Genomic DNA, 23,982 nt, shown 5'->3' on the forward strand with positions numbered 1-23,982 from the left:
GTCTCGTCGAGGTTCTCGACCTCCGTGTTACAGGTCGACCCCATCAGGCACTCACCCCGTTGAGTGCGAGGTAGAGGAACCCAAGCGTCCCGATCGCGCCGATGATGTCCGTCAGTAGTCGCAGATCTTCGCGCGACCACGAGGACTGCTCAAGCCACGCCGCGATCGGCGACTCGATGTTCACCACCTCGGTGCTGGTCTCCAGCGCGGTCGTCTGGTTCGTCTCGCTCCCCATCGTCGTCACGGGGCCGTCGCTCATCGACGGGCTCTGCCACGGGTCGCCGTTGACTGTCGTCGAAAAATCGGACATGGTCGAACCCCGCTACTGGCCCATGTCGGCGCTCACGGCCGACTTGAGCCCCTTGATCTCGCCGTTGGCCTTCTGAGCGGGAGCCTGAAGGAGCACGTTCGTCGGCTCCGTCTCGTCCCCGTCCGGGTCGGTCCAACGGACCTGATACGGTGCCCTGATCCGAGCGGTCAGCTCCATGTCGCTGGCGACGAACCGCTCTAGGGGCGACTCGTCGAGCGTGAGATACTCCGCCTGCTCGGACTGGTTCGCCTGATGCACGAGTCCGAGGTTCGCCTCGTAGAGCTTCGCGCTCGCCGACTGCTTCGCGCTCGGCGTCTTCTTCCGGAGCTGGAACGTGGCCGCCTTCCCGCTGATGTAGTAGGCGTGAACGGTGACGGCCGAGCCCGGCCCGGAAACGGTGAACTCGTTGGCGTCGTGGTCGATCGACTGCGGCGACCCCTGATAAGTGCCGTCGAACCAGACCACCACGTCCTGCGTGTCCGGACACTCGACGAGGTCGTGCGTCACGGTGAACGTCTGATCGCTCCCGTCACCGGCCGTGGTGAACGACTCGTAGGCGGGAATCGCGACCCGGAACGGGTTGCTCCGGCCGGTCCGGAGCGCGAGCGCCGTGTCGGCCACGAGCGCCGCAATCTCCGAAAGTGACCCCTGCGAGTTGGTCGACGTCTCGAACTGCCGAGGCGAGAGCGTCGTGTTCCGACGACTCGCCTCCCGCAGCCGGTCCATCACGTCGGTCATCTACCGCGAACCCTCCTTCACCGCGGCGTTGTCGAAGTAGAACTCCGACTGCGACCAATCGACTTCCGCGGCCGATTCGATCGAGACGTAGAACGCGTCGATGTCCCGCACGTCGTGGAACGGCGCCGCGCCGTCGTTGGAGGCCGCTTCGGGGTACTCCAGCACGACCTTCGCGTTGTCGATGTTGTCCACGTCGCGCTGGGTGGTGAGGTCGTTCTGGTTCCAGAACGAGATCTGTTCGATCTGCTCGCTCACCTTGTGCGTGTCGTCGTCGCCGGCCCGGCGGATCTCGAACTTCATTCGCGTGTTCGTCGGGAGCGGGTCTCCGTTCGAGTCGACGAGCTTCATGTAGATCGGGATCCCGATCTCGGTGCCGCGATCGACCTGATTCAGGAGCCGGATGAAGGTGCCGCGGTCCGGGTCGATTTCGAGGATCGGCGTCGCCCGCTCGATGCCGGACGCGTTGGTGTGCTGCACGACCTCGTCGGCGGAGTCACCGTTCGACAGGTAGACGTCCACCATCAGGCGAACACCTCCGTGAGGGAGTCACGAACACCGAAGCGCTCCATCAGCGCGAGCAGGATCGCGACCCCGCCGCCGACCTGCATGTGTCGCTTGGTCCGCCCGTCGATCATCGGGGCATACTCGGCCCCGGCGATGACGGCGACCCCACCGAGTTCGGCGGGGGTGTTGAAGCCGCCGACCGTGTGGCCGTCGGCGAGGTACCCGAGCGATTCTCCCGCGAGGACGCCACCGCCGACCGCACCGGCGTCCATCGCGAACTGCGTATCAGCCAGCTTGTCGAAGCCGGCCGTTACATCAAGTGCCATTGCGACCCGACCGAAACGGGGTCCGTTTGTGAGGGGCCACCCCGCTGAGGCCGCCGTAGTCGGCGGTGGATCGACTTTGTTCGTAGAAGACGGGAGAAGGTCAGCGTTCCCGCGGGTCGTCGTAGGGGAGGCCGTGCTGTCGGTACAGCAGCATCAGGTCCTCGACGACTCTCGTCTGGGCCACTTCATGCCCCCGCACCTCCTCGATCTCCTCCTGCACCTCGCGGAAGCGGTCGGCGGTCTCTCCGTACATCGCGACCTCCGCGGACGGTCGGGTCATAGCCCCACCTCGATCCGTTTGCCCTCAGCGCCGACGTGCTCACACTCCGGCTCGTAGTGGTTCGACTCGACGCGCTCGATCTTTCCGGAGTCGTCGGAGTAGATCCACTCCGAGTTGACCGTCTGCGGCTCGCCGTCCGGCCCCTCCTCGACCCACTTCCGGACGGAGATCGCGCCCTCGTCGGGAGCGTGCAGCTCCGCCGGGAGATTGGGGACCGACTGCCCGCCCGTGTTGTGCGCCTCCTTCGGGTACTCCAGCACGTCCTTCACGGCGTTGAGGTCGTTGCCGGACTGATACCCGCCGAGGAACCGCGCGGTGCAGTTGCCGACCACCTTTTTGCAGAGCTGCGCGAGCCGCTGGGTCACCCAGATCGACGACGTGGCCGACCCGCCCTCGGTCCGGCCGTCGGTCGCGAGATCCTGTATGTCGTCGGGGTAGCCCTGTCCCTCCGGCGCGATCCCGTGCGCCTCGTCGATGACCACCAGCACGTTGTGGTCCGACTGCCGGCACGCGAGGATCACGTCCCGAGCGACCTCCTGCCAGTCGTCTTTCGAGACGTGGCGGCCGACGACGAGCGCCTCGTTCCGGTCGATCATGTCGCCCCACACGTCCGGCCCGAAGTGATCCCGCTCCCGAGGGCCGGCGAACCAGTGCGCCGCGAGTCCCGGCCCGGTCTCTTTGCTCACTAGGCCCCGGAACTCGTCGGACGTGTCCAGCACGACCACCCGATCGTAGGTGTCGCCCTTGATGTTCTTCTCGGCGAGGGCGTGTGCTAGCCAGCCTTTGCCCCATCCCGAAACCGCCGATACCAGCATGTGCATCGGTTACTCCTCCCGTTCTGCGAGGGTGCGAATCGCGTCGGTGTGCGTCTCGATCGGGCCGGCCACGAGCGACTGCAACAGCCGCGCCGGGTCGCGGTCGACCACCTCCGCCTCGAACTCGTCGAGACCGAGACCGAACGTCTCCCGAGTGTGAGTGTCGGCGATCTCTCGATCCGTCTGGTCGGCCACCGCGTCACCGGCACGGTCGCGGTACTTCTCGGCCCACGTCTCGATCTGGGCGGCCCACTCGTCGGCTTCGACGTCCGCGAACTGCTCGGCACGGTCGGCGTTCGTCAGCTCTTCCGGCGCGACGTGGTCGACGTAGAGTCCCCAGAGGTCGCCGGTCTGCTGGGCTACGATCGCGTCGACGAGCTGGGAGACGCGCTCCTCGTCTGCCGGCGGCTCGTCGAGCCCGAGCGTATCCGGGTCGGCGTCGGCCGCCTCGGCCAGCGTCCGCATCGCCTCCCGCTGATCGCGTTCCATCGCCGCCAGCGTCGCGGCGTAGGCGGTGATCTCCTTCTCCATCATCTGCTTGAGGGCCGCCTCTTGCATCCCACCGAACATCAGGCGCTCACCCCCTCGCGGACCGTCCCGACGAGTTCGCCGGCGACGTCACCCTCCTTCACTAGCACGGTCCCGCAAACGATCGCGGTCGACAGGAGGAGCGCCTGCTTGTCGCTCATCTCCTCCATCCCGCCCATGTCCGCTACGACCGCGTCGAACTTTGCATCTAGTTCGACCGGTGGCTTCGTCGCCAGCTCGGCGACGTCGTCGGAGGTCATCTCCGCGGGCTCGCCGCTCATCTCCTCGGTGATCTCCGGGAGCAGTACGGCGAGGATCTCGACATACATCTCGCCCCACGAGTTGCCGTCGGAGGGGGTCGGCGAGGGGGTCTCGCTCCCCTCTTCACCCCCTTCGTTTTGGGTATCGCCGTCCGTGGTCTCGTCGGGCGATTCGGACCCCTCTTCGGTGGGGGTATCTTCGTCCTCCTCCTCGTTGATCTCCTCGGCGACCGCCGAGAGGTCCACCTCGGCCCGCTCGTCGTCGTCGATCGCGGGGCGTTCGTCCCCCTCGTCTCCCCCTTCGGCGGGGGTCTCGTCTCCCTCGTCGGGAGTATCGTCGTCGGGCGATTCGTCCGGGTCGGCGTCGTCGTTGGTGGGGTCGTCAGTCATGTTTCGGTCGGCGTGAACTCCATGTCATCCGTGTCGGTGCCTTCGAGGGGGTCCGACCCCCCATCCTGCCCCCATCCCGAGCCCCCATTTCCGCCCTCGTTTTGGGTATCGTCGGGGTTGGCTACGTCGGGCGATTCGGTGGGGTCCGAACCCCGCCCGCGAAGCAGCACCGCAACTGCGAGGGCGCCGGTACCCAGCACGAGGGCGGTCCCGAGGCCCCCACTACCCCCCTCATCAGAGGGGTCAGAGGGGGTATCTGCGGGGGTATCTTCACCTTCTCCGTCGCTACCCCCTTCAGGCGGGGGCGATTCACCCCCATCAGAGGGGGTATCTGCATCCTCCCATTGAGCTTCGTACTCGTCCGCCTCGTCGGGCGATTCAGACCCCTCTTCGGTGGGGGTATCTTCGCCCTCTCCGTCGGTACCCTCCTCAGAGGGGGCCGGATCGGCGCCTTCGGAGGGGGTCTCGGTGGGGGTATCGCCCCCCTCATCGCCCCCTTCGTCGTCGGTACCCTCCTCGTCGAGCCCGTAGGCCGCCGGGTACCAGTCGTGATGGCGCCGGTCGGCCGCTGCGTTGACGTGCTCGTCGTCCTTCCGTCCGTAGAGGTGCGACCGGAGCCCCTGCGGGCTCCCCGAGTAGTCGCACCCGTCGATCTTACAGGCGATTTCAGGCATCGGTCTCCTCGAAGTTGTCTAGCGTTTCCTCGCCGCCCGTCGCGGCGAACTGGCCGAGGCCCTCTCGGGCGCTGGCGTCGTCGTCGAAGCCGCGTGAGCCGCTTCGGACGTACCCGCGGTTCTGCGCCCGTCGGTGCTCCTCCGATGGCCTCTCGCGCCCCTCGTCGGCCACCACGCCGAAGCGACTGAGACCGTCGGCGCCGTCCGCGTCGTCGACGTGACGATCGTCGACTAGTGCGGTCCCGAAGAAGCCGGCCGGGGCGCCGTCCGGGTGCGCCTCGACCCACTCGACAGCCTCCCCGAGCACGCGGTTCCAGTCGCGACCGCGGGCGATCTGCTCGCTTTCGAGGTCGGCGAGGTTGCCGACGTTGACCCGGTAGACGTCCGGATCCTCATTGGTCGGTCCGGCGATCACCATCTCGGTGCCGCCGTCCATCCGGTCGCGCTCGTTGGTCCACTCGTGCGCCGGCCGCTCTTCTCCGGCGACGGTTGCGGTCGTCTCCTCGTGCTCCCAGACGCCGACGGAGCGCGGCTCCGCGTCGGTCGCGGTGACTGCGTCGGGTTGCTCGGGGACCGGCGCCTGCTCCGGCGCACGGGCTGCGAGGTCGGCGTCCGTCGGGTCGCGACCGCGGCCCGGCTGGCCGTGAAGCCGGTCGTCGTGACTCCCGTAGAGGTCCAGCAGCGTCCGGTGATGACCTTCCAGCGCGTTGAACCGCTCCGTGTCGATGTCGCTGATCCCCTCCTCGATCGCGTCGATCGTCGCGGCGGCGCGCTCGGCGTTCCGGAACTCCCGCTGCACCTCGTCGAGGAGCCCCGCGAGCCGCTTCACGCTCACCTTGTAGCCACTCCACGAGCGCGATAGGGCGCCCTTCGTCTCGCCGTCGAGGCGGTCGTAGGGGACCGCGTCGGCGAAGTCCAGCAGCGACGAGATCTCGGTCTCGTCGGCGCCGCAGTCTTCCGCGAGGAACTCGCAGGCGTCCGGGTCGCCGTGCTGGCAGAGGTCGCGAGCGTGGTCGCACCCCTCGCCGTCGACGCGCGCCGCGGCGTCGGCTTCCTTTTGGAGCTGCTCCTGCTCGGTCGGACCGTCACTCACGTCGGCGCCGGTCTGTTGCTGGCGCACCTTCTCGATCCGGCCGGTGTTCTCGTCGGCCGTGAGTTCCGGGTCGTAGTGCGCCTCCCAGTCGTCGATCCCGGCGTCGAGAAACGCGGCCTTGACCGCGGTCGCCTTCCGGTAGTTGTTGTCGCCCGTGAACGGCCCCACTCGGCGTTTCTCGCCGTCCGTCAGTTCGACGTGGCCGGCGCCGCCTTCGCGGTCGGCGCGGCCGTCGGCGGCGATCCCGCGGATCTCCGCCTCGACGCCGTCCGGGACGTCGTCGACGAGCTCGACTTTCGCGAACCGGCGATCGAACCGATCCGTGAGGTGGTCGGCGTGCTCGTCGCGGACCGTGTTGGCATCGGCCCGCGTGCCGAACTCCACGATCTCGGTCACGAGCGGCCCTCCACTACGTCGACCCCCAGCGGGTCGAACTCCAGACACGGGTGAACACGAACCTCGCCGTCGATACGCGCTCCTTCGGCGGCCTCCCCGTCGGCCGTGTCGGCGCCCATCCCGTCGCGGAGCACCAGGGCGTCCTCACCGGTCGGGTTGAGGTCGCAGTAACGGCCCGGCTCTTCGTCCCAGTACGGCGCCGGGAGTCGGTACTGCGTCGCCCGGCGGTAGATGTCGCGGAGCCGCGAGAGCGCCGTCTTCTCGCCCTCGTCCTCCGGCTGGAGCGCGAGGGCGGCGCCGGCTTCAGAAGCGTGCATCTCCGATCACCGCCTCGACCAGCGCCCCGGCGCCGATCGCGAGAAGCAGAATCTTCCCGTAGTGCTCGTAGTTGTCCAGCGCGCACTTCGTTTCGAAGGCGTCCGAGCTGGCTGATGCGGCCTTCTTCGCGGCAACGTAGCTCATGAACTCGGTGTAGTCGTCGAACTCCTCGATGCGGCTGAACCCGTAGAAGGCTTTGACGTCTTGATGATTGTCGTTGTCGGCCGCTTCCTGTGCTTTTTCGAACTCTTCCTGCGTCGGTAGGTCAATTGAGACCATACCCGCACCTTTCGGATGTGCACTAAAAATTATACTTGAGACTATAAGACTATCTGACTATGAGAGCGTAATAAGATAATATCGGAGGGGAGACCGGCCGCGTTAGACCCGGTCGATGTGGTCGTAGACCCGCTCGGTGGTCTGAATCGTCGCGTGCCGCAGGCGGTTCCGCACGTCGTAGAAGGAGTGACCCTCCTCGACGTTGAGCATCCGATAGGCGACGCTGTGCCGGAGCGTGTGCGGCGTCACCTGCTCCGGGTCACCTCGGCCGTGCAGCGTCATCGGTTCCACGTCGGCGGCGACTGCGGCCGCGGTGACGACGTTGCGGACGGACTCGGTCGTCATCCGGTCCGACTGTCGCGACGGCCAGAGCGCCGCGGTGTCCTTCCACCGGCCGGCGAGGTAGGTGCGGAGCGTCCGCACGGTCTCGTCGGCCAGCTCGATCTCGGTGTAGCTCGGCGTTCGGTCGGTCGGGTAGTCCTTTTGCAGGTCGGCCGGGAGCGCGAGCACACCGTCGTCGAGGTCGACGTGGTCGGCCTCGTTGAGCGCGACGCACTCGGCGACCCGGAGTCCGGAGTCGTAGAGCGTCGCGATCAGCGCGTCGTTTCGAGCGGCGAGGTACGGCGCGCTCGCTTCGACGGTCGCGGAGCGCATTCGGTCGACCTGTTCGGGCTTCAGCCAGACGGTCGCTTTCTCTTGAGTTTGGGTTTCCATTATTCGGGGTGTTTCGAGGTGGGTTGTTTATAAACGGTTCAGCGCGGGGGACGGGCGAGTTTGGGTTTCTGTATAGAGAATCCCAAACTGGCCTGAAGCGTTACCACCCCTGCCATCTAATAGGGAATATATCCCATAGTGTGAACATGAACGTCGGTGTTGCCGTCTTAGCTGGAATGTTCGCCTTTCTCGTATTCGCGATTGTGTACTTAGTTGTCCGCGAGTACATCTGAGAACCTTCCTCAGTTAACTCATCACTCGCCACGAGGCTCACCCCCGTCGGTCGCGACCTCGGCGGCCGCGATCTCGTCGCTCATCCATCCGATCTGTTCGAACATCCCGCCCTGGGCCTGCTCGACCTCTTGGAACGGGAACGAGACCGTCAACTCGCCCGGCGTGCGGAGCGCGTCGAAGACGCCGCGCTTCTCTAGCGGCTCGCGGTACTGCTGTCCGAGCAGTACCTCCAGCTCCACGTCGCGCGGATCCACGTCGTCGGTGGCCTCCGCGATCCACGCTGCGAGTCCCTCGTGGACGTTGAGCGCCCACAGATCGAGGCGCGTGTCGACCGGCTCACCAGACGGCAGCCGCGCGTCCGAGTCGACCGGAACGCCACGCCAGTCGTCGGGCGTCCGTTCGTAGTACTCGATCGGCTTCTCCGGGTGTAGCACGTCGTGCTCAGCGGAGAGGACCCGCCAGTCGTCTCGGAGTTCGCCGTAGCCGCCTTTGTTCGACCAGTAGGCGCCCTTGTACCGCTCCATCGCCGGCATCAGCCCGTCGTCTTCGTACTTCGAGCCGGAGCAACCGACCGCAGCGAGTCGGAGCGGGTCGCGGTCGCGGTGCGCTTCGATCGCTTCCGCAGCGTTGAGCGTGATCGACATCCCGTAGCTTCGATCGCCGATCTCGGCGACGCCGCGCTCGATGTCCCGAAGGCCCCGCATCGCCGCCGGCAGCGTGTCGAAGGCGGTGGCGACGTTCGCCGCGAAGGTGCCGCGGACGCGCTCACCGGCCTCGGCGAGGATGTGGACGAGCAGCTTGTAGAGGTCGCGGTCGACGGGGTCGACCGTCACCGCGTGGCGGACCTCTCGGCAGAACTCCTTGGCGACCACGAGGCCGCCGTTCGGCAGCTCGTGCTCGCGAGGAAGTTCGTCTCCAGATTGATCGCGGTTCATGATCCGAGATGCTCACCTCGTTCGTAGCCGCATCCCGGGCACCTCCACCAAACGTGATCCTCGTCACCAACGTCGTTCATGCCGCCACCGCATCCCTGACACGGCCGATCAGTTCCTCCGTCATCATGATCGACACCGCCGTCAGTGATCAGGACGCTATTTCTGGTTGGTGAAACTATTTGTTTGAAGCGTGAGGAATCCTGATTAGGGAGAAAATCCCTGGTTGTCAGAGGCAGAGCTGAATCCCGAGCTCCCTCTCCTCCCCATTCGGGATCAGTTTCATCGGCGGATCGATTGTCGCCGTCGCGGTTACGGTCGGTCATGCGGTCAACACCTTCCGGAACTCGTGGTGACAGACCTCGCACTCGTAGAACTCCACGCGGGTCTCGGGGTACTCGGCGCCGTTGTCGTCGACCAGCTCCACCTCGGGAGCGCCGCAGTCGGGACAGGTGAGGCTCACCGGTCCAACACCTCCCGAAGCCGGTCGTTGAACACGGGATCGGTGAGCAGCAGCGTCGAGATGCTGTTCTCGGCGCCGTGACAGTCGTAGCCGGCGGAACTCATCGGCCCACCTCGTGGTACTCGACGACGTGCGCCGCGTTCTGCCGGTCGTGGTCGACGAACCGATCCTCGCCCGGTTCGACGTGGATCCGCTCCTCGTGGTCGCACGACAGGCACGTCACCTCGTAGATCCGGTGTCGCCACCGGTCCGCGCTGTCCTCGACGTCCCGCTTTCCGCGGAGATCGACGTTCGGCGCCGCGCCGACGACGGTCGCGCCGTTACGCATCGGTCTCACCCCGGTTGTAGGGGAGGAGGAATCCGAGGAACCAGACCATGATCGCGACCCACGCAGCGAGCAGCGGGTCGAACTCCGGGAACAGCCACACAACTGCGAGGATCGCGGGAATCGCGGGCCACGCGATCACCAGCAGGGCGAAAGAGATCTCCGCACTCGTCTCCCTGCTCGGTAGCCAGTCGATCAGGTCGTTTCGGTATCGGCGCCAGCCGGAGATCCACCGTTCGACGGGGTCGGCGCCGCTCAGTCGCACCTTCGCGAGGAGCCGGTCGCGGTAGGTGACCTCGAAAGACGGCTTCTCGACGTCGTCCCACCGGAGCGGCCGGCGGGGACGATCGTGGCCGTCGGTCACGCACTCGTCGAGCTGGTAGCCGACCCACGCCGTGCACTTCGGGCAGTACCACGGCGATTTCGAGCGGTCGCGGTCCTCTCGCGTCTCGCCGTCGGTCATGCGGAATCGCCCCCGCTGAACCGGTCTGCCATCCACTTCGCGCAGTCCATACAGTAGCCCCGGAGCGTCCAGTAGACCGCCTCGCTCGGGTCCTGTCGAACGTCGCCAGCGTTGGTGTAGTGGCGAGCGGACCGCCAGCGGCACCGGTGGCAGGACATCTCGGTTCTCATCGGCTCACCTCGTCGTCGAGGGCGGCCGTCGGCGGATGCACGGTCACGAACACCGCTCGGATGTGCGGCGTCACCGCGATCAGTCCGGCCTTCTTCAGCGGCGAGAGCACCATCGACCGCACAGAGTCGCTCGGTACGTTGGTCTCGCTCGCGACCATCGCTTTCGCGGCGCCGACTTCGACCATCTGATCGTCGCCGGTCGCCTCTCGCAGCGTCTTGTACCCGCTCTGTGCGGTCGGCGGGAGCCCGGCCAGCGCCGCGGACATCACCTCGTCGCTGTCGCGGTCGGAGTCGCTCTCGTCGCCGATGAACGCCGTTCGCAGCGCGTGCCGCATCGCTTCCGACTTCGATCCGTGCTCTTCCACCGCGTCGTCGAGCGCGTCGAGCAGGTCGTCGTCTCTCACTCGTGCAGCCACTCGCGTCCCGCTCGGCTCGGTGCTCATCGACTCACCTCGCTTCCGGTGACGACACTCGGCCGAGCAACCGCGCGCAGCGGCGCGCGCGCCGCCTCCAAGTACGCACGCACACCGCACACACGCAGGGGTAGAGACCGATTTTGACAGGCACCCCCGTGTGTTTGACAAAACCCGATTCCGGCAGTAGACCCATCTTTACCCCCGGTTATCTCGGAATCGGCGTGTTTGACAGAGTCCGCGTTTGTCAAACAAACTGCGGCGGTCATCGGTCCACCCCCTCACCGAGTAGGCGACGATCGTCGGTGACCCCGTCGCGACGGGCGTCGGTGCCACCGTCGGCGCGGAGCTGCTCCTCGTGCTCGGCGACCTTCTCGCGAGCGACCCGGAGCCGGTTCGAGACCGTGCCGGGCGACGAGTAGCCCTGTTCGCGCTGGAACTCCCGGACGCCCTTGTCGCCGAGTTCGCACGCCAGATACGCCTCTCGCTGCTTCTCTGTGAGGTACGGGTAGCGACGTTCCGCGGGGTCGGCGGCGTCGAGGTCGCAGATCCGGACCACTCGCCCGTTGATGTCGCGCTCCGGCGTCACGCCCTTCCACGCGGCCTTACGGACGGCGCAGAGGTGGACACACGGCCCCTCGTTGTACTCCCAGCCCTTGCAGTCGCAGAGACCGACGTGATGGTCTCCCTCGCGGGCCAGAACGACGTGGTGCCACTCCTCGCCCTCGGGGCTCTTCACCTTGAACGCGAGCCGGGACACGGTCTTGATGTCCGACTCGTAGGGGACCGCCTTCTTCCAGCTCGTATCGTCCGTGCCGGCGAGCCGCTCGAAGTTGATCGACTCGCCGATCTGCGTGTCGACGCGACCGGCCGCCTCGAACGCGCTGTGTGTCTGGCTCATCGCTGCCCCCCGTCGGCGGCGTAGTAGTCCATCACCGGCTCCGGCGGATCCGGCCGGTCACCGGGGCACCGAGCGCCGCGGATGAACGTGCCGACCGAACCGGCGCCGGGGTCCTCGACGTGGTCCCGGATCGACTCGACGACGTCCGACTCCGGCACCTCGTGTTTGCTGTCGATCGTGCCGTCCGCCATCACGCTGACGCGGTAGTAGGCGCCGTCTTCGCGGAGGTAGCCGGACCATCCGGAGTTGTCCTTCCAGAACGGCAGCTCGCCGTCCTCGTCGAACAGCTCCGAAAACGTGCGCCGCTCGGTTTGGACGACCTCGATCGTCTCGTCGTCGAGGTCGACGTTCGTCTCAGTCGTCCGCTCACCGTCTCTTCTCACGCCTCACCACCTCGCATTTCCTTCGCGGGACGGCGAGGGGATGATGCGGCCGCCTCTTTCACTCGGATCGCGGATCTTCTTCTTTCCGCTCTTCTCCGATCTGAAATCGGACGGATAGCTCTTCTACTTCCCGTCTGAGTACCTTCGCAGAAACGAGAGACTGCTATGGACTCGCGGGGATTTGAACCCCGGGCCTCTTCCTTGCGAAGGAAGCGATCTGCCGCTGATCTACGAGCCCGCACCCGAAACCAATCGCCGTTCGTATTTGTACCTTACCTTTCGACGACCCGCACGCGGGTGGTTCGCAGGCGACGACGGCCCCGAGCTCGCGACGACGGGCGCCGGTACCGACGGGATTAGGTGGCCTCCCCTGCGACGTTCACTCGAAGCAGGCGGCGTATTTAATAGTCTTAACGTGTTTAACGTTTTTGAGACGCATCCCATATTCGTTACACTTTTGCGTGCGCGCGACTCAGATCCGGACATGGCAGAAGCGACGGCGACGACGGACCCCGACCCGGCCGCGATCGCGGCCCTGAAACACGTCGGGCTCGTCGGCGGCCTGACCGAGACGAAGGTGTCGTGCGCGGCCCTGGGCGACCGGCTCGACGCCTCGACACAGACCGCCTCGCGGCGGCTGCAGACCCTCGAATCCGCGGGCTACATCGAGCGCGACGTGGTCGGCGACGGCCAGTGGGTGCGCGTCACCGACGCGGGCGAGGCGGCCCTCCGCGCCGAGTACGCCGACTACCGCCGCCTGTTCGAGAGCGACGTCGAGCTCGTCCTCCGCGGCGCCGTCACCGGCGGGATGGGCGAGGGACGCCACTACATCACCCTGCCCGGCTACGCCGAGCAGTTCCGGTCGCGGCTCGGCTACGAGCCGTTCCCGGGCACGCTCAACGTCGACCTGACCGAGGAGAGCGTCCGGCGCCGCGGTGAGATGGCCGGCATCGACGCGGTCCCCATCGACGCGTGGGAGGACGAGGACCGGACCTACGGCGCGGCCTCGTGTTACGGCGTCACCCTCGTCGCCGGCGACGAGCGCTACGAGGAGGTCCACGCGATCGTCCCCGACCGGACCCACCACGACGACGACCAGCTGGAGCTGATCGCGCCCGACCGCCTCCGCGACGAGCTCGCGCTCGACGACGGCGACGAGGTCGAGGTCCGCGTGGCCGCGACGAGCCGGGCGGACCGGCCCGGCGAGGACGACACGGAGGGGGACGCGAGCGACCGCGACGCCCCCGGGACGGAGGTGGCCTGATGCGGACCGACATCGACGCGGACGGCGACGCGGAGGTCGCCCCCGACGCCGAGGCCGGCGCGGCCGCCGACGCGGGATCCGACCGAGAGACGACCGACGCGGCCGAGTCGGTGGCGCGCGCGCTCGACGCCTTCCGCGCCGGCGACCCGGTCTGCGTCCACGACTTCGCCGACCGCGAGGGCGAGACGGACATCGTCTACCCGGCCGGCGCCGTCGACGAGTCGGCCGTCGCGCACATGCGGAACGACGCCGGCGGGCTGATCTGCGTCGCGGTCGGGGACCCCGTCGCGGACGCGTTCGGGCTCCCGTTCCTCGCGGACGCGCTCGACCACCCCGCGGTCGACGACGACCCCGACTACGACGACCGCTCCTCGTTCTCGCTCCCCGTGAACCACCGCGAGACGTTCACCGGGATCACCGACGAGGACCGCGCCCGCACGATCGTCGAGCTCGCGGGCGCGGCCGCCGCAGTCGACGCCGACCCCGCGGGGTACGGCCCCGAGGACTTCGCGGCGGAGTTCCGCGCGCCCGGCCACGTCCACGTGCTGCGCGGCGACCGCGACGGGCTGGGCGGCCGGACCGGCCACACGGAGCTCGGGCTGGCGATGGCCGAGGCCGTCGACGCCGCCCCCGCCGCCGTGGTCTGCGAGATGCTCGACGACGAGACGGGCGCGGCGCTGACGCCCGCGGACGCCGAGGCGTACGCCCGCCGCCGCGGGATCCCGTACGTCGAGGGCGCCGCGCTCGTCGAGGCGCTTAAATAAGCGAACGCAGTGCCGTCGGCGCGTGCCTCCGAGCGGTCGCCATCGGCGACCGCGAGGAGCGCGTGCGAGGGAGTCGGTGGTCCGGAGCGAAGCGAAGGACCACCGACGAGGCTGGGGAGGCGTGAGGTGCTGTGCGGTTGCGGTCGGGTGGGACTCAAAGGGGCAGTCGCGAGGACGAAGGCGCGCGACGCAAGGACCGCAGGAACGAGTGAAACGAGTGACGAGGACCGCAGCGAGCGCACCGAGTCCTCGCGACTGGGGCTTTGGTGTTCACCGTCGACCCGTCAGTAACTGCGTATCACCGAGCGGTTGGGGATTTGGAGTGGATCACCGCCGATCCAGTATCAACCGTTTATAACTGATCGACCGTGCCGTTGCCAGCGGTGCCTCCGTATTCGACCGACTTCTCCGCATGTCGCAGATTTAAGACCGACGGCCGCAACCTCCGACCATGGGATTCGACGAGATGGACGTCGACACGATCTGGAAGAACGGGGAGTTCCTCGACTGGGAGGACGCGACGACCCACGTTCTGACCCACGCGCTCCACTACGGGAGCGGCGTGTTCGAAGGCGTCCGCTGTTACGACACGGAACAGGGCCCGGCGGTGTTCCGGTGGGAGGAGCACCTCGACCGGCTGTTCGACTCCGCGAAGATGTACGACATGGACATCGAGCACTCCCGCGAGGAGATCACCGAGGCCACCCTCGAACTCCTCGACCGGCAGGACCTCGACTCCGCGTACATCCGCCCGATCGCCTACTACGGCTACGACTCGCTCGGCGTCTCGCCGAAGGACTGCCCGACCGACCTCGTGCTCGCGGCGTGGCCGTGGGGCGCGTACCTCGGCGAGGAGGCCCTCGAAGAGGGCGTCGACGTGATGGTCTCCTCGTGGCGGAAGCACGCCTCCTCGCAGGTGCCGACGAACGTCAAGACCACCGGCCTCTACGTCAACTCCATGCTCGCGGGCGAGGAGGCCCGCCGGAACGGCTACGTCGAGGCCATCGTCCTCAACAAGGAAGGGAACGTCGCCGAGGGGCCGGGCGAGAACGTCTTCATGGTGAACGACGGCGAGATCTACACCACCGGGCCGGCCCAGTCGATCCTCGAGGGGATCACCCGCGACACCGTCATCGAACTGGCGGAGGAGCGCGGCTACGAGGTCCACGACGAGGCCGTCATCTCGCGCGGGCAGCTGTACACCGCCGACGAGCTGTTCTTCACCGGCTCCGCGGCCGAGGTCACCCCGATCCGCTCCGTCGACGACACCGAGATCGGCGCCGGCACCCGCGGCCCGGTCACCGAGGAGCTGCAGAGCGCCTTCTTCGACCTGGTCGAGCGCCGGACGGACGACCACGACGAGTGGTTCACGTACCTGTAGCGAGCCCGCCGCGCCCCCGATCGACGAAGCTCGCCGGCGTCTTTTTTAAATAGACTCTCGCAGCACTCCGAGCGAGGTCCTCGCGGCGCCCCGAGAGCGGCCCGCTCGCGCACCGCGTCAGTCGTTGCCGCCGTCCGCCGAGGGACGGTCCGTCTCTCCGGGCGTGCCGTCGGTGCGGACGCCGCCGACGCCGCCCGGCTCTCCCGCGGTCCCCTCGGGCGGGCGCTCCTCCTGCACGGGGACCTGGTGGGCCGACTCGGCGAAGCCGGCCGAGAGGACGCGGGTCATCCCCTCCTCGACCGTCTCGCCGGTCTCCTCGATGCGCTCCGGCTCGACCTCGATGACGAAGCCGGTGGTGATGTTCGGCGCCGTCGGCATGAACAGGACGACCTTCCCGTCGCGGGTCTTCTTGCCGGTCCGGAACGCCGTCATGCGGATCCCCGGCCACGTCTCGATGTAGACGGGGCTCTGGAGCTCGTCCGTCCCGGAGACGGCCGTCTCGATCGCGAGCTTGGAGGCGTTGTACACCACGCGCAGCGCCGGGATCCGGTTGATCGCGCCGTCGACGGCGGACTCCGCCAGCCGGCCGAACGTCGTCCGCATGAAGTAGCCGACAGCGAGGACGACGGTGGCGAACACCGCGAGCGCGATGATCACGCGGGAGATCGGCTCCAGCGGGGCCGGGATGATCGCCGGCTGGAGCCCTTCGATGAGCGGGATCGAGGCGATGTACTGGTAGATCCACTGGAGGACTAAGAGGAGGACTAGGAGGGGCGCCAACACGATGAGCCCGCTGGCGAAGTCGCGTTTCCACGTGGACATCTATCGAGTTGGTATGTGGCGGCGATCGTTAAGAGGGCTTCTACGCGTCGGGCGACCTCGGTGGCCCGTCGCCGGCGCGTGGGGGGTCGTCACCGGTCCGGACCGCGCGTCGCCACCGACGACCCCGGTCACCGGCCCGCGACCGCCCGGAGGGCGAACGTCAGGTTCTGTCTGCGCTCGCGGACGCGCCGGTAGAAGTACGAGAGCCACCGGTCGCCGTACGGCGCGTACTGGACCACGTCGACGCCCTGCGCGGCGAGGTCGCGCTGGGCGTCCTCCCGCACGCCCATCAGCATCTGGACCTCGTAGTCGGCGCCGCGGTCGGTCGCCAGCCGGTTCGCCAGCGAGATCATCGCCGGGTCGTGGCTGCCGACGGCGACCCCCCGGTCCCGGCGATCGAAGAGGAACCGGAGGTCCTCGCGGTACGCCTCGTCGACGCGCGACCGCTCCTGATACGCGATCGAGGCCGGCTCGTCGTACGCCCCCTTCACGAGCCGGATCTTCCCGGGGACGTCGACGAGGCGCTCGAGGTCGTCGCGGGTGCGCTTGAGGTTCGACTGGACGCACTGCCCGACGCTCCACGGGTACTCCGCGGCGATCGACTCGAACGCGTCGAGGGTGGCGTCGGTGGTGTCGGCGTCTTCCATGTCACACCAGACGAAGGCGTCGAGCTCGTGGGCGCGGGCGACGATCTCGCGGTAGTGCTCCTCGAACAGCTCCGGCGACACGTCGAGGCCGATCTGGGAGGGTTTCACCGAGACGCAGGCGTCGAGGCCGCTGTCGGCGATGTCGTCCAGCAGCCCGAGGTACGCGTCGACGTCGGCGCGGGCGTCGGCGGGGTCGTCGTAGTGCTCGCCGAGCAGGTTGACGGCGACGGCGATCCCGTCCTCGTTGGACGCTCGGACGTGGTCGAGGGCCACCGGGACGCTCTCGCCGGCGACGAACCGTCGCGCGATCGGAGGGATCATACCGGCGATGAGGGTGGCAGAGACTTCACTGTTGTCGAAGCGGGCGGTCTCGGGGGTCGCCGGCGGGGCCGACCGCCGGGCGAGCCGGACAGCGAGCGAAACGGATCGTGGTTTATATCCCCCCGACGGGAGTGGACCGCGTATGATCGGTTCGCTCGTCGCGACGGCGTTCTGGGCGATGGTGCCCGCGTACGTGCCCAACAACGCCGCGGTGCTCGCCGGGGGCGGCCGCCCCATCGACGGCGGGCGCGAGTGGCGCGGAGCGCGGCTGCTCGGCGACGGGAAGACGTGGCGCGGCACGGCGGTCGGCACCCTCGTGGGCGTCGTCCTCGCGCTCGCGCTCAACGCGGTCAACGACCCCGCGAGCGCCGCCCTCGGCGTCGAGCTCCCGACGTTCGCGCTCCCCGCGGCGGTCGCGCTCGCGTTCGGCGCGATGTGCGGCGACATCGGCGCCTCCTTCCTCAAGCGCCGCTCCGGCCGCGAGCGCGGCGCCGCGTTCCCGGGGCTCGACCAGCTCGACTTCGTCGTCGGCGCCCTGTTGGCCGTCTTCGTCGTCGACACCGACTGGGCGCTGGCGACGTTCACGCCGTCGGTCCTCGTCGTCGTCCTCGCGATGACGCCCGTCCTCCACGTGGTCACGAACGCCGGCGCCTACGCCCTCGGACTGAAGAACGAGCCGTGGTAGGCGCGGGAACCGATACGATCGACGTCAGAACTACTCCGTGGTGACCGCGGGAGCCGGTTCGGTCACCGCCGGAACCGCCCCGCGGTGGCCGTGAGAAACGGTCGATCGCTGCGGGGACCGCCCCGCGGTGACCGGCCGACCGACGGTTGGTGTCGACGACAACTCGGCTGTCGCCTCCTGCCTCCTGTCGCCCGAGGTCTGATTCGACTGCTCGCCGCGTTATTTTGCGCCGTATCGTGTGACTCGGCCACAACCCACTCACGAATGCCGCAGGAGTGTGAGTTTCGTGACCTTTCAGACAGAACAACCGATCGTCCGTAGGTGAGATCGCTATTCGACGGGAACGGTGGGAAGATATTTATACTCGCGTGCCATTCATTAGCATGCATGTCTAGTAGTGCACCCAGCTCGGACGACGATGTGCTCGACGAGTTCCTGTCCGATCGCGGCCACGAGACCGAGATCGTACGCTGGGAGCGGTCCTATAACAAGCTTCAGTGTCCAGAGTGTGGTGCACTCCACCCCGAGGGAACGGCGCGGTGTGACGTCTGCGACTGGCGCCCGACCTGACGCCGACGACGGCGCACGGGCGGTTAGCTGTTTTCTTTCGATTACGTTTGGCGGCAGTATTATGTGTGATCAATCGATACAGTCGACTATGCCGACCTGCCAGAACTGCGGCTCGTTCGTCACGACTGATTACGTTCGGGTGTTCACCCCGAACGAGGTCGACCGTCCTCGCGTCTGCCCCGCCTGCGAGGACCTCGTCCGCGACGGCGCCGACGTCCGGGAAGCGCGCGCGACGCGCAGCAACTGATCGGCCGAGGCATCGATCGAAGCGGGACCGCCGACCCGATCGGAGCGTTCCCTCCAGAGCGGCCCCGAGTCACCGCGTTTAAGGAGAACCGGGACCAGGGATAAATAATGACCGAGCCCACGGTGACGCGACTGTTCGGCGGTCCGGGCAGCGGGAAGACCACGGCGCTACTCGACCGCGTCGAAGGGATCCTCGAAGACGACGACGCCGACGTCCGCGACGTGCTCGTCGTCTCGTACACGCGCGCGGCCGCCGCCGAGATCCGCGAGCGCCTCGCGGAGCGGCTCGACGTCTCCCCCCGCAGCCTCCAGGGGAACGTCAGCACCATGCACGCGAAGGCGTACGAGCTGCTCGACCTCTCCCGAGGCGACGTCGTGGGCGACGACGACAAGGAGGCGTTCTGCGAGGAGTACGGCATCGAGTTCGAGGACCAGCACGGCGGCGCCGGCCGCCGGACCGCCCGGTCGACGACGATCGGCAACAAGATCATCGCCACCTCACAGTGGCTCCAGCGCACCGAGCGCGACGTCGCCGACTGGTACGACGTCCCCTTCCAGTGGAACGTCGAGGAGGTCCGGCTGCCCCCCGAGGAGGACCCCAACGCCCAGCAGGGGAACAAGTACACCCCGACGTGGCCCTCCGACGACGACCGGATCGACATCCCGGAGACGATCCGCGCGTGGCGCGGCTACAAGGGCGACAACGACCTCGTCGGCTTCGCCGACATGCTCGAACGGGTCGCGCAGCGCTCGCTCGTCCCCAACGTCGACTACCTGATCATCGACGAGTTCCAGGACATCACGACGCTGCAGTACAACGTCTTCGAGGAGTGGCGCCCGCACATGGAGAAGGTGCTCATCGCCGGCGACGACGACCAGGTCGTCTACGCGTGGCAGGGCGCCGACCCCGACCTCCTCCTCGATACCGACGTCGACGAGGACGTGGTGCTCCCGAACTCCTACCGGCTCCCCTCCGAGATCCTCAACGTCGTCAACGCGGAGATCCGCCACATCGACAAGCGCCAGGAGAAGGACCTCCACCCGCGCAAGGAGGGCGGCACCGTCGAGGCGATCCAGTCGCCGTCGATGATCGAGCTCGTCCGGAACGTCCGGTACACCGTCGAGGACGACGAGGGCGACATCATGTGCCTGTTCCGCGCCCGCTACCAGATGTTCGACTTCATCGACGAGTTCATCGACCACGGGATCCCGTTCACGATGCTGACCGACGGCCGGATGTGGACCGACCGCGTGCAGGACTACGTCAGCGCCATCGAGAAGGCGGAGGCCGGCGACCCGGTGAACGGGCTGGAGGCCCGGCGCCTCGCCGACATGCTCCAGGACTCGGCGTTCGGGACCCACGACCGCGACGAGTTCTACGACTTCCTCGACGACCGCGAGGAGGCGGCCGACGCCGACGACGTCTCCCTGATCGAGGTGACGGCCGACGAGCTCGACGAGCACATTCCCTTTATGCCGGACACCGCGAGCGCCGACGACATGGTCCGGAAAGTGACGAGCTTCCAGCGGAAGTCGATGGGCGCGTACTTCGACGGCGACTACGAGGGGATGGACCCGACCCGCGTCCGCGTCGGCACCATCCACTCCGCGAAGGGCCGCGAGGCCGACCACGTGTTCGTCGCGACCGACCTCACCGAGAAGGTCGTCGAGCAGATGGCGGCCTCCATCGAGGACCCGACCGACGTCGACGGCGTCGAGGAGTTCACGAAGGCGACGAGCCCCGTCCCCGTCCTCACCGACAACGAGCGCCGGGTGTTCTACGTCGGGATGTCCCGCGCCCGCGAGCGGCTCGTGATCATGGAGAGCCTGATAAGCGGCGCGCCGACGCTCCCGATCAGCGTCCTGCTGTTCAACGAGCTCCGCGACGAGACCCCCGAGGAGCTCGTCGAGGAGGCCCAGGCCGAGCTGGCGGTCCCCGAACCAGAGCCGTGAGCGACGGGAGCGGCGACGGCGGGCTCGACGGGAGCGCCCCCTCCCTGCGCCACCTCCGGACCGATCTCACCCCGGTCGTCGAAGCGGTCGAGGCCGCCGACGCCGACGCGTTCGTCGCGGTCGGCGACCGCTTCGACGACGACCTGCGGTACCTCACGCGCTTCGCCGGCCCCGACCGGGCGTACGCGCTGGTCGTGGTCCCGGCCAGCGACGGCGACGACGCGACCGGCCGCGCCGTCTGCTGTGCCCCCGCGCTGTTTGCCGAACAGGCCGAGCGAGAGTTCGTCGCGGGCGCACATGTCCGAAGCGGGGGTGAGAAGCACGCCGGCAGCGACCGCGACCGCGAATTCCACGACGGCGTCGCCCGCGAGGTACGGACCGAGAACGTCGGCGACCACGCCGGGGAGCGCGCGGCCGCGACGGTCGCGGCGCTGCTCGGTGAGTCCGACAGCCACGCCGACCCCGTGCTCCTCGTCCCGCCGTCGATCCCCCACGACGCCGCCGTCTACCTCGAGCGCGACGGCAACGAGCTCGCGTCGACGGACGCGGTGACGACGGCGCGGGCCCGGAAGGCCGACGCCGAGCTCGACCGCCTCCGCCGCGTGCAACGCGCGACGGCGGCGGGGATGGCCCGCGCGGAGACCGTGCTGGCGGCGAGCGGGGTCGGCGAGGACGGGGCGGGGCGCCCGATCGTCCGCTGGGAGGGCGCACCCCTGACGACCGAGCGGCTCCGCCGCGAGGTGAACGCGGCCCTCGCCGCCCGAGGCGTCCGCGACGCCGGCGACACCGTGATCGGCGTCGGCCCGTCGGCCGCGGACCTCCACTTCGTCGGCGACGACCCGATCCGGCCGGGCGAGACGGTACTGCTGGACGTCTCGCCGCGCGGCCCGGACGGCTACCGCGGCGACATGACCCGGACGTTCGTCGTCGACGGCGACGGCGGGTGGGCGCGCCGGGCGTACGTCGCGGTCGAGGCCGCCCGCGAGGCCGCGCTCGCGGAGGTCGAACCGGGCGTGCCCGCCAAGACCGTCCACGGCGAGGCGGCCGCGGAGCTGGCCGCCTACGGGTTCGATCCGAACGCCGGCGAGGGAGAGACGGGATTCACGCACGGCGCTGGCCACGGCGTGGGCGTGAGCCTCCACGAGCCGCCGTCGCTGACGGGCGCCGGCGAGCTGCGGCCGGGCCACGTCGTGACGGTCGAACCCGGCGTCTACGACCCGGACGTCGGCGGCGTCCGCCTGGAGGACCTCGTCGTCGTCACCGACGACGGGTACGAGCTACTGGCGGAGTACCCGTTCGGGATCGTTCCCGAAGAGCGCGGGTGACCGGGAGATAGCTACGACCGCTGTTTGAGCTATCGGCGTCTCTTTTTGAGTACCGGTCGAAGGTCGACCCGCATGCGATCCGAGCCCTCCACCGCAGTCGACGACAGCGACGAGCGCGAACCGATCGGACGTATCGTGACGAAGGGAGTTCCGGCGGCCGCGGCACTCCTCGCGGCCGCGGTCGCGGTCGTCGGCGTCTCGCTCGCCGGAGCCGGCACCGTCGCCGCCGACGGGACCGCCGATCTCGACGCGGACGTCGTCACCGTGAGCGAGGACGGAACCGCCAAGATTCCCGTCGAAACCGACGGTGCCGACGCGTTCGAGATCGCCGTCGGCGGTGAAGAGGAGGTCGGGTACGAGCTCCGCGCCACCGTGACGCCGGACGACGACGGCGTCACGACCCTCGTCTTCGACCACGCCGAGACGGGCGGGGACGGCGCCCCGCTGACGGCCGAGGGCGGCGCCGAAGTCGAGACCGACTACGAGACCTCCCTCAGCGGGGAGATCGCTCCCGGTAGCTACGACGCGGAGGTGCTCGTCGGCGGCGACACCGTCGACGTCGGTACCCTCGTCGTCGAAGACGCAACGGGCGGGGAGAGCGGAAGCGACGGAGACGACGCAGACGGAAGCGACGGGGGGTCGGCCGAGCCAGCCACCGTCACCGAGGCTGACGTCGAGGAGGCCGACCTCGTCGTCGAGCCGGCGGAGACCGAGGTGAGCGTTCCGGTGGAAGCCGACGACGGCGAGACCGTGAGCCTCCGGATCCGCTCGGACGGAGACGCGAGCCCGGCCTTCCTCATGACGGAGGAGACGACCGTCGAGAACGGGACGGCGAGCGCGACGTTCGACCTGAGCCGGGCGGCCCACGGGGACCGCGCGACACTGACCGTCCGCGGGAACGAAGCCGTCAACGAGTCGGACTCCCGCGAGGTACTCGTCGTCGACGAGGAGATCGGCGTCGAGGGAAGCGGCGGCCTCGACGTCGAGACCCCCGGGTTCGGAGTCGTCGCCGGCGGACTCGCGGTTCTCGTCGTCGCGCTCGCCGCCCGGCGGCGGGAGTGAGGAGGCCGGACCGGGCTACTTCTCGATCGACTCCCCTTCGGAGCCGGCGGCGGCGTCGTCCTCTCGCCGGAGCTGTCGCGGGAGCAGCCCCGAGACCAGCCCGCGGAGGATCCGACCCGGATCGAGGAAGTACTGCGGGAGCACGACCATCGCGGCGGCGACGACGAGCAGCCCGGCGCCGAGCGCGACCTCGCCGGCGAACAGCCGGATGACGGCGTAGTTCGCGAGCGGCAGCGCGAACACGAGCGACGCCGCCAACCCGATCATGTCCATCAGCCCGAGATTCATTAGGAGCGGATTGGCGCCCGGCGTTCAAAAGGGACGCGGCGGCGACCAACGGATACGGCGGCGACACTCGACCGAGGCTCCCGCCCGAACACCGAACCGATATGTGTCGCGCGCGCGCAGATCCGGTATGTTCACCGGCATCGTCGAGGGTACCGGCGCGGTCCGCGAGCGGACCGAGACCGCGGACGGGCTCCGGCTTCGGATCGGCGTCGAGGGGTTCGACGACCTCCACCACGGCCAGTCGATAAGCGTCAGCGGCGTCTGTCTGACCGTCGAGGAGTACGCGGCCGACGACGGGGAGGCCGCCGACGGCGGCTGGTTCGAGGTGTTCCTCGCGAGCGAGACGGTCGCGAAGACGTACCTCGGCGACGTCGCCGAGGGGGACCCGGTCAACGTCGAGCGCGCGATGCCGGCCGACGGCCGGTTCGACGGCCACGTCGTACAGGGGCACGTCGACACCGTCGCCGAGGTGACGGGGATCGAGCGCGTCGGCGAGGACTGGCGGTTCGCGTTCGCGATCCCCGAGGGCCACGCCGACTACCTCGTCGACAAGGGGTCGGTGACGCTCGACGGGATCTCCCTGACGGTCGCCGAGAAGCGCGACGGAGAGTTCGACGTGGCGGTCATCCCGACGACCTACGAGCTCACGACGCTCTCGGAGAAGTCGGTCGGCGACCCGGTCCACCTGGAGGTCGACGTGATCGCGAAGTACGTCGAGAACATGGTGGACGGTTACGGGGAGTAG

The 23,982-nt window shown here is 68.4% G+C and carries 34 protein-coding genes and 1 tRNA gene; 10 read left to right on the top strand and 25 right to left on the bottom strand.

Annotation, left to right across the window (positions count from 1 at the left end; translation table 11 throughout):
• Positions 1 to 43: 43 nt before the first annotated feature.
• The 22 genes from Hrr1229_RS05745 to Hrr1229_RS05850 all read right to left on the bottom strand — a co-directional run bounded on the left by Hrr1229_RS05745 (position 44) and on the right by Hrr1229_RS05850 (position 12,147).
• Complete coding sequence (locus Hrr1229_RS05745) at positions 44 to 310, bottom strand: hypothetical protein (protein ID WP_148041759.1); 267 nt, start codon at positions 308 to 310, stop codon at positions 44 to 46.
• A gap of 12 nt (positions 311 to 322) precedes the next feature.
• The gene (locus Hrr1229_RS05750; protein WP_123113781.1) at positions 323 to 1,048 is read right to left on the bottom strand and encodes a hypothetical protein; all 726 of its coding nucleotides are present in this window, start codon (positions 1,046 to 1,048) and stop codon (positions 323 to 325) included.
• Positions 1,049 to 1,570: a hypothetical protein gene (locus tag Hrr1229_RS05755; RefSeq protein ID WP_123113780.1), complete on the bottom strand. Its 522-nt coding sequence runs from the start codon at positions 1,568 to 1,570 to the stop codon at positions 1,049 to 1,051.
• The gene (locus Hrr1229_RS05760) at positions 1,570 to 1,878 is read right to left on the bottom strand and encodes a hypothetical protein (protein ID WP_148041758.1); all 309 of its coding nucleotides are present in this window, start codon (positions 1,876 to 1,878) and stop codon (positions 1,570 to 1,572) included. The genes Hrr1229_RS05755 and Hrr1229_RS05760 overlap by 1 nt, the downstream gene beginning before the upstream one ends.
• Before the next feature lie 100 nt (positions 1,879 to 1,978).
• Positions 1,979 to 2,158, bottom strand: coding sequence for a hypothetical protein (locus Hrr1229_RS05765; protein ID WP_123113778.1), 180 nt, complete (start codon positions 2,156 to 2,158; stop codon positions 1,979 to 1,981).
• Complete coding sequence (locus Hrr1229_RS05770) at positions 2,155 to 2,979, bottom strand: ATP-binding protein (protein ID WP_123113777.1); 825 nt, start codon at positions 2,977 to 2,979, stop codon at positions 2,155 to 2,157. Before Hrr1229_RS05770 ends, Hrr1229_RS05765 begins: the two co-directional genes overlap by 4 nt.
• Positions 2,980 to 2,982: 3 nt before the next feature.
• Entirely contained in the window at positions 2,983 to 3,543 is a 561-nt protein-coding gene (locus tag Hrr1229_RS05775; RefSeq protein WP_123113776.1) for a hypothetical protein, read from the bottom strand.
• Positions 3,543 to 4,151: a hypothetical protein gene (locus tag Hrr1229_RS05780; protein ID WP_158606075.1), complete on the bottom strand. Its 609-nt coding sequence runs from the start codon at positions 4,149 to 4,151 to the stop codon at positions 3,543 to 3,545. The genes Hrr1229_RS05775 and Hrr1229_RS05780 overlap by 1 nt, the downstream gene beginning before the upstream one ends.
• Positions 4,148 to 4,825 carry a hypothetical protein gene (locus tag Hrr1229_RS05785; RefSeq protein WP_123113775.1) on the bottom strand — a complete coding sequence of 226 codons (678 nt, stop codon included), beginning with the start codon at positions 4,823 to 4,825 and terminating at the stop codon, positions 4,148 to 4,150. Before Hrr1229_RS05785 ends, Hrr1229_RS05780 begins: the two co-directional genes overlap by 4 nt.
• Positions 4,818 to 6,314, bottom strand: coding sequence for a hypothetical protein (locus tag Hrr1229_RS05790; protein WP_123113774.1), 1,497 nt, complete (start codon positions 6,312 to 6,314; stop codon positions 4,818 to 4,820). The genes Hrr1229_RS05785 and Hrr1229_RS05790 overlap by 8 nt, the downstream gene beginning before the upstream one ends.
• The gene (locus Hrr1229_RS05795; RefSeq protein ID WP_123113773.1) at positions 6,311 to 6,631 is read right to left on the bottom strand and encodes a hypothetical protein; all 321 of its coding nucleotides are present in this window, start codon (positions 6,629 to 6,631) and stop codon (positions 6,311 to 6,313) included. Before Hrr1229_RS05795 ends, Hrr1229_RS05790 begins: the two co-directional genes overlap by 4 nt.
• Positions 6,618 to 6,911: a hypothetical protein gene (locus Hrr1229_RS05800; protein WP_123113772.1), complete on the bottom strand. Its 294-nt coding sequence runs from the start codon at positions 6,909 to 6,911 to the stop codon at positions 6,618 to 6,620. The genes Hrr1229_RS05795 and Hrr1229_RS05800 overlap by 14 nt, the downstream gene beginning before the upstream one ends.
• Positions 6,912 to 7,013: 102 nt before the next feature.
• Entirely contained in the window at positions 7,014 to 7,625 is a 612-nt protein-coding gene (locus Hrr1229_RS05805) for a tyrosine-type recombinase/integrase (RefSeq protein ID WP_123113771.1), read from the bottom strand.
• A gap of 254 nt (positions 7,626 to 7,879) precedes the next feature.
• Entirely contained in the window at positions 7,880 to 8,794 is a 915-nt protein-coding gene (locus Hrr1229_RS05810) for a DUF6884 domain-containing protein (protein ID WP_123113770.1), read from the bottom strand.
• A 319-nt stretch (positions 8,795 to 9,113) separates the two neighbouring features.
• Positions 9,114 to 9,254, bottom strand: a complete 141-nt coding sequence (locus Hrr1229_RS05815; RefSeq protein WP_158606074.1) for a hypothetical protein — start codon at positions 9,252 to 9,254, stop codon at positions 9,114 to 9,116.
• A 100-nt stretch (positions 9,255 to 9,354) separates the two neighbouring features.
• Positions 9,355 to 9,582 (bottom strand): hypothetical protein, encoded by a 228-nt coding sequence (locus Hrr1229_RS05820; RefSeq protein ID WP_123113769.1) that lies wholly within the window; start codon positions 9,580 to 9,582, stop codon positions 9,355 to 9,357.
• Positions 9,575 to 10,042: a hypothetical protein gene (locus Hrr1229_RS05825; protein ID WP_176329370.1), complete on the bottom strand. Its 468-nt coding sequence runs from the start codon at positions 10,040 to 10,042 to the stop codon at positions 9,575 to 9,577. The genes Hrr1229_RS05820 and Hrr1229_RS05825 overlap by 8 nt, the downstream gene beginning before the upstream one ends.
• On the bottom strand, positions 10,039 to 10,212 hold the full coding sequence (locus Hrr1229_RS05830) for a hypothetical protein (protein ID WP_158606073.1): 174 nt from the start codon (positions 10,210 to 10,212) through the stop codon (positions 10,039 to 10,041). Before Hrr1229_RS05830 ends, Hrr1229_RS05825 begins: the two co-directional genes overlap by 4 nt.
• Positions 10,209 to 10,655, bottom strand: coding sequence for a hypothetical protein (locus Hrr1229_RS05835; RefSeq protein ID WP_148041757.1), 447 nt, complete (start codon positions 10,653 to 10,655; stop codon positions 10,209 to 10,211). The genes Hrr1229_RS05830 and Hrr1229_RS05835 overlap by 4 nt, the downstream gene beginning before the upstream one ends.
• Before the next feature lie 235 nt (positions 10,656 to 10,890).
• On the bottom strand, positions 10,891 to 11,526 hold the full coding sequence (locus tag Hrr1229_RS05840) for an SWIM zinc finger family protein (RefSeq protein ID WP_123113767.1): 636 nt from the start codon (positions 11,524 to 11,526) through the stop codon (positions 10,891 to 10,893).
• The gene (locus Hrr1229_RS05845; protein WP_123113766.1) at positions 11,523 to 11,909 is read right to left on the bottom strand and encodes a hypothetical protein; all 387 of its coding nucleotides are present in this window, start codon (positions 11,907 to 11,909) and stop codon (positions 11,523 to 11,525) included. Before Hrr1229_RS05845 ends, Hrr1229_RS05840 begins: the two co-directional genes overlap by 4 nt.
• A gap of 166 nt (positions 11,910 to 12,075) precedes the next feature.
• Positions 12,076 to 12,147, bottom strand: a tRNA-Ala gene (locus tag Hrr1229_RS05850).
• Between the two features lie 246 nt (positions 12,148 to 12,393).
• Here Hrr1229_RS05850 and Hrr1229_RS05855 point away from each other — a divergent pair.
• The 3 genes from Hrr1229_RS05855 to Hrr1229_RS05865 all read left to right on the top strand — a co-directional run bounded on the left by Hrr1229_RS05855 (position 12,394) and on the right by Hrr1229_RS05865 (position 15,318).
• Entirely contained in the window at positions 12,394 to 13,173 is a 780-nt protein-coding gene (locus tag Hrr1229_RS05855; RefSeq protein ID WP_123113765.1) for a DUF120 domain-containing protein, read from the top strand.
• On the top strand, positions 13,173 to 13,937 hold the full coding sequence (ribB, locus tag Hrr1229_RS05860) for a 3,4-dihydroxy-2-butanone-4-phosphate synthase (RefSeq protein WP_123113764.1): 765 nt from the start codon (positions 13,173 to 13,175) through the stop codon (positions 13,935 to 13,937). The genes Hrr1229_RS05855 and ribB overlap by 1 nt, the downstream gene beginning before the upstream one ends.
• A 451-nt stretch (positions 13,938 to 14,388) precedes the next feature.
• A complete protein-coding gene (locus Hrr1229_RS05865; protein ID WP_123113763.1) occupies positions 14,389 to 15,318 on the top strand; it encodes a branched-chain amino acid transaminase in 930 nt (309 codons plus the stop codon).
• 117 nt (positions 15,319 to 15,435) lie between these two features.
• Here the strand turns inward: Hrr1229_RS05865 and Hrr1229_RS05870 are convergent, their stop codons facing one another.
• Both Hrr1229_RS05870 and Hrr1229_RS05875 read right to left on the bottom strand, forming a co-directional pair.
• Positions 15,436 to 16,140 (bottom strand): DUF502 domain-containing protein, encoded by a 705-nt coding sequence (locus Hrr1229_RS05870; protein ID WP_123113762.1) that lies wholly within the window; start codon positions 16,138 to 16,140, stop codon positions 15,436 to 15,438.
• A 128-nt stretch (positions 16,141 to 16,268) separates the two neighbouring features.
• Positions 16,269 to 17,108, bottom strand: a complete 840-nt coding sequence (locus Hrr1229_RS05875; protein ID WP_123113761.1) for a proline dehydrogenase family protein — start codon at positions 17,106 to 17,108, stop codon at positions 16,269 to 16,271.
• A 142-nt stretch (positions 17,109 to 17,250) separates the two neighbouring features.
• Here Hrr1229_RS05875 and Hrr1229_RS05880 point away from each other — a divergent pair, with 142 nt between their 5' ends.
• From Hrr1229_RS05880 to Hrr1229_RS05905, 6 genes are all read left to right on the top strand, one after another.
• Positions 17,251 to 17,793 carry a CDP-2,3-bis-(O-geranylgeranyl)-sn-glycerol synthase gene (locus Hrr1229_RS05880; protein ID WP_123113760.1) on the top strand — a complete coding sequence of 181 codons (543 nt, stop codon included), beginning with the start codon at positions 17,251 to 17,253 and terminating at the stop codon, positions 17,791 to 17,793.
• Positions 17,794 to 18,180: 387 nt separating this feature from the next.
• Positions 18,181 to 18,363, top strand: coding sequence for an HVO_0416 family zinc finger protein (locus Hrr1229_RS05885; protein WP_092565639.1), 183 nt, complete (start codon positions 18,181 to 18,183; stop codon positions 18,361 to 18,363).
• 88 nt (positions 18,364 to 18,451) lie between these two features.
• Positions 18,452 to 18,610 (top strand): hypothetical protein, encoded by a 159-nt coding sequence (locus Hrr1229_RS05890; protein WP_008002314.1) that lies wholly within the window; start codon positions 18,452 to 18,454, stop codon positions 18,608 to 18,610.
• 107 nt (positions 18,611 to 18,717) lie between these two features.
• Complete coding sequence (locus tag Hrr1229_RS05895) at positions 18,718 to 20,562, top strand: ATP-dependent helicase (protein WP_123113759.1); 1,845 nt, start codon at positions 18,718 to 18,720, stop codon at positions 20,560 to 20,562.
• Positions 20,559 to 21,887 carry a M24 family metallopeptidase gene (locus Hrr1229_RS05900; RefSeq protein ID WP_123113758.1) on the top strand — a complete coding sequence of 443 codons (1,329 nt, stop codon included), beginning with the start codon at positions 20,559 to 20,561 and terminating at the stop codon, positions 21,885 to 21,887. Before Hrr1229_RS05895 ends, Hrr1229_RS05900 begins: the two co-directional genes overlap by 4 nt.
• Before the next feature lie 72 nt (positions 21,888 to 21,959).
• A complete protein-coding gene (locus tag Hrr1229_RS05905) occupies positions 21,960 to 22,949 on the top strand; it encodes a BGTF surface domain-containing protein (protein ID WP_123113757.1) in 990 nt (329 codons plus the stop codon).
• Positions 22,950 to 22,964: 15 nt separating this feature from the next.
• Here Hrr1229_RS05905 and Hrr1229_RS05910 read toward each other — a convergent pair whose 3' ends face one another.
• On the bottom strand, positions 22,965 to 23,237 hold the full coding sequence (locus Hrr1229_RS05910; protein ID WP_123113756.1) for a hypothetical protein: 273 nt from the start codon (positions 23,235 to 23,237) through the stop codon (positions 22,965 to 22,967).
• Between the two features lie 127 nt (positions 23,238 to 23,364).
• Between Hrr1229_RS05910 and Hrr1229_RS05915 the strand changes: the two genes are divergently transcribed.
• On the top strand, positions 23,365 to 23,982 hold the full coding sequence (locus Hrr1229_RS05915; protein WP_123113755.1) for a riboflavin synthase: 618 nt from the start codon (positions 23,365 to 23,367) through the stop codon (positions 23,980 to 23,982).

This window comes from Halorubrum sp. CBA1229 (assembly GCF_003721435.2).
Taxonomy (GTDB): domain Archaea; phylum Halobacteriota; class Halobacteria; order Halobacteriales; family Haloferacaceae; genus Halorubrum.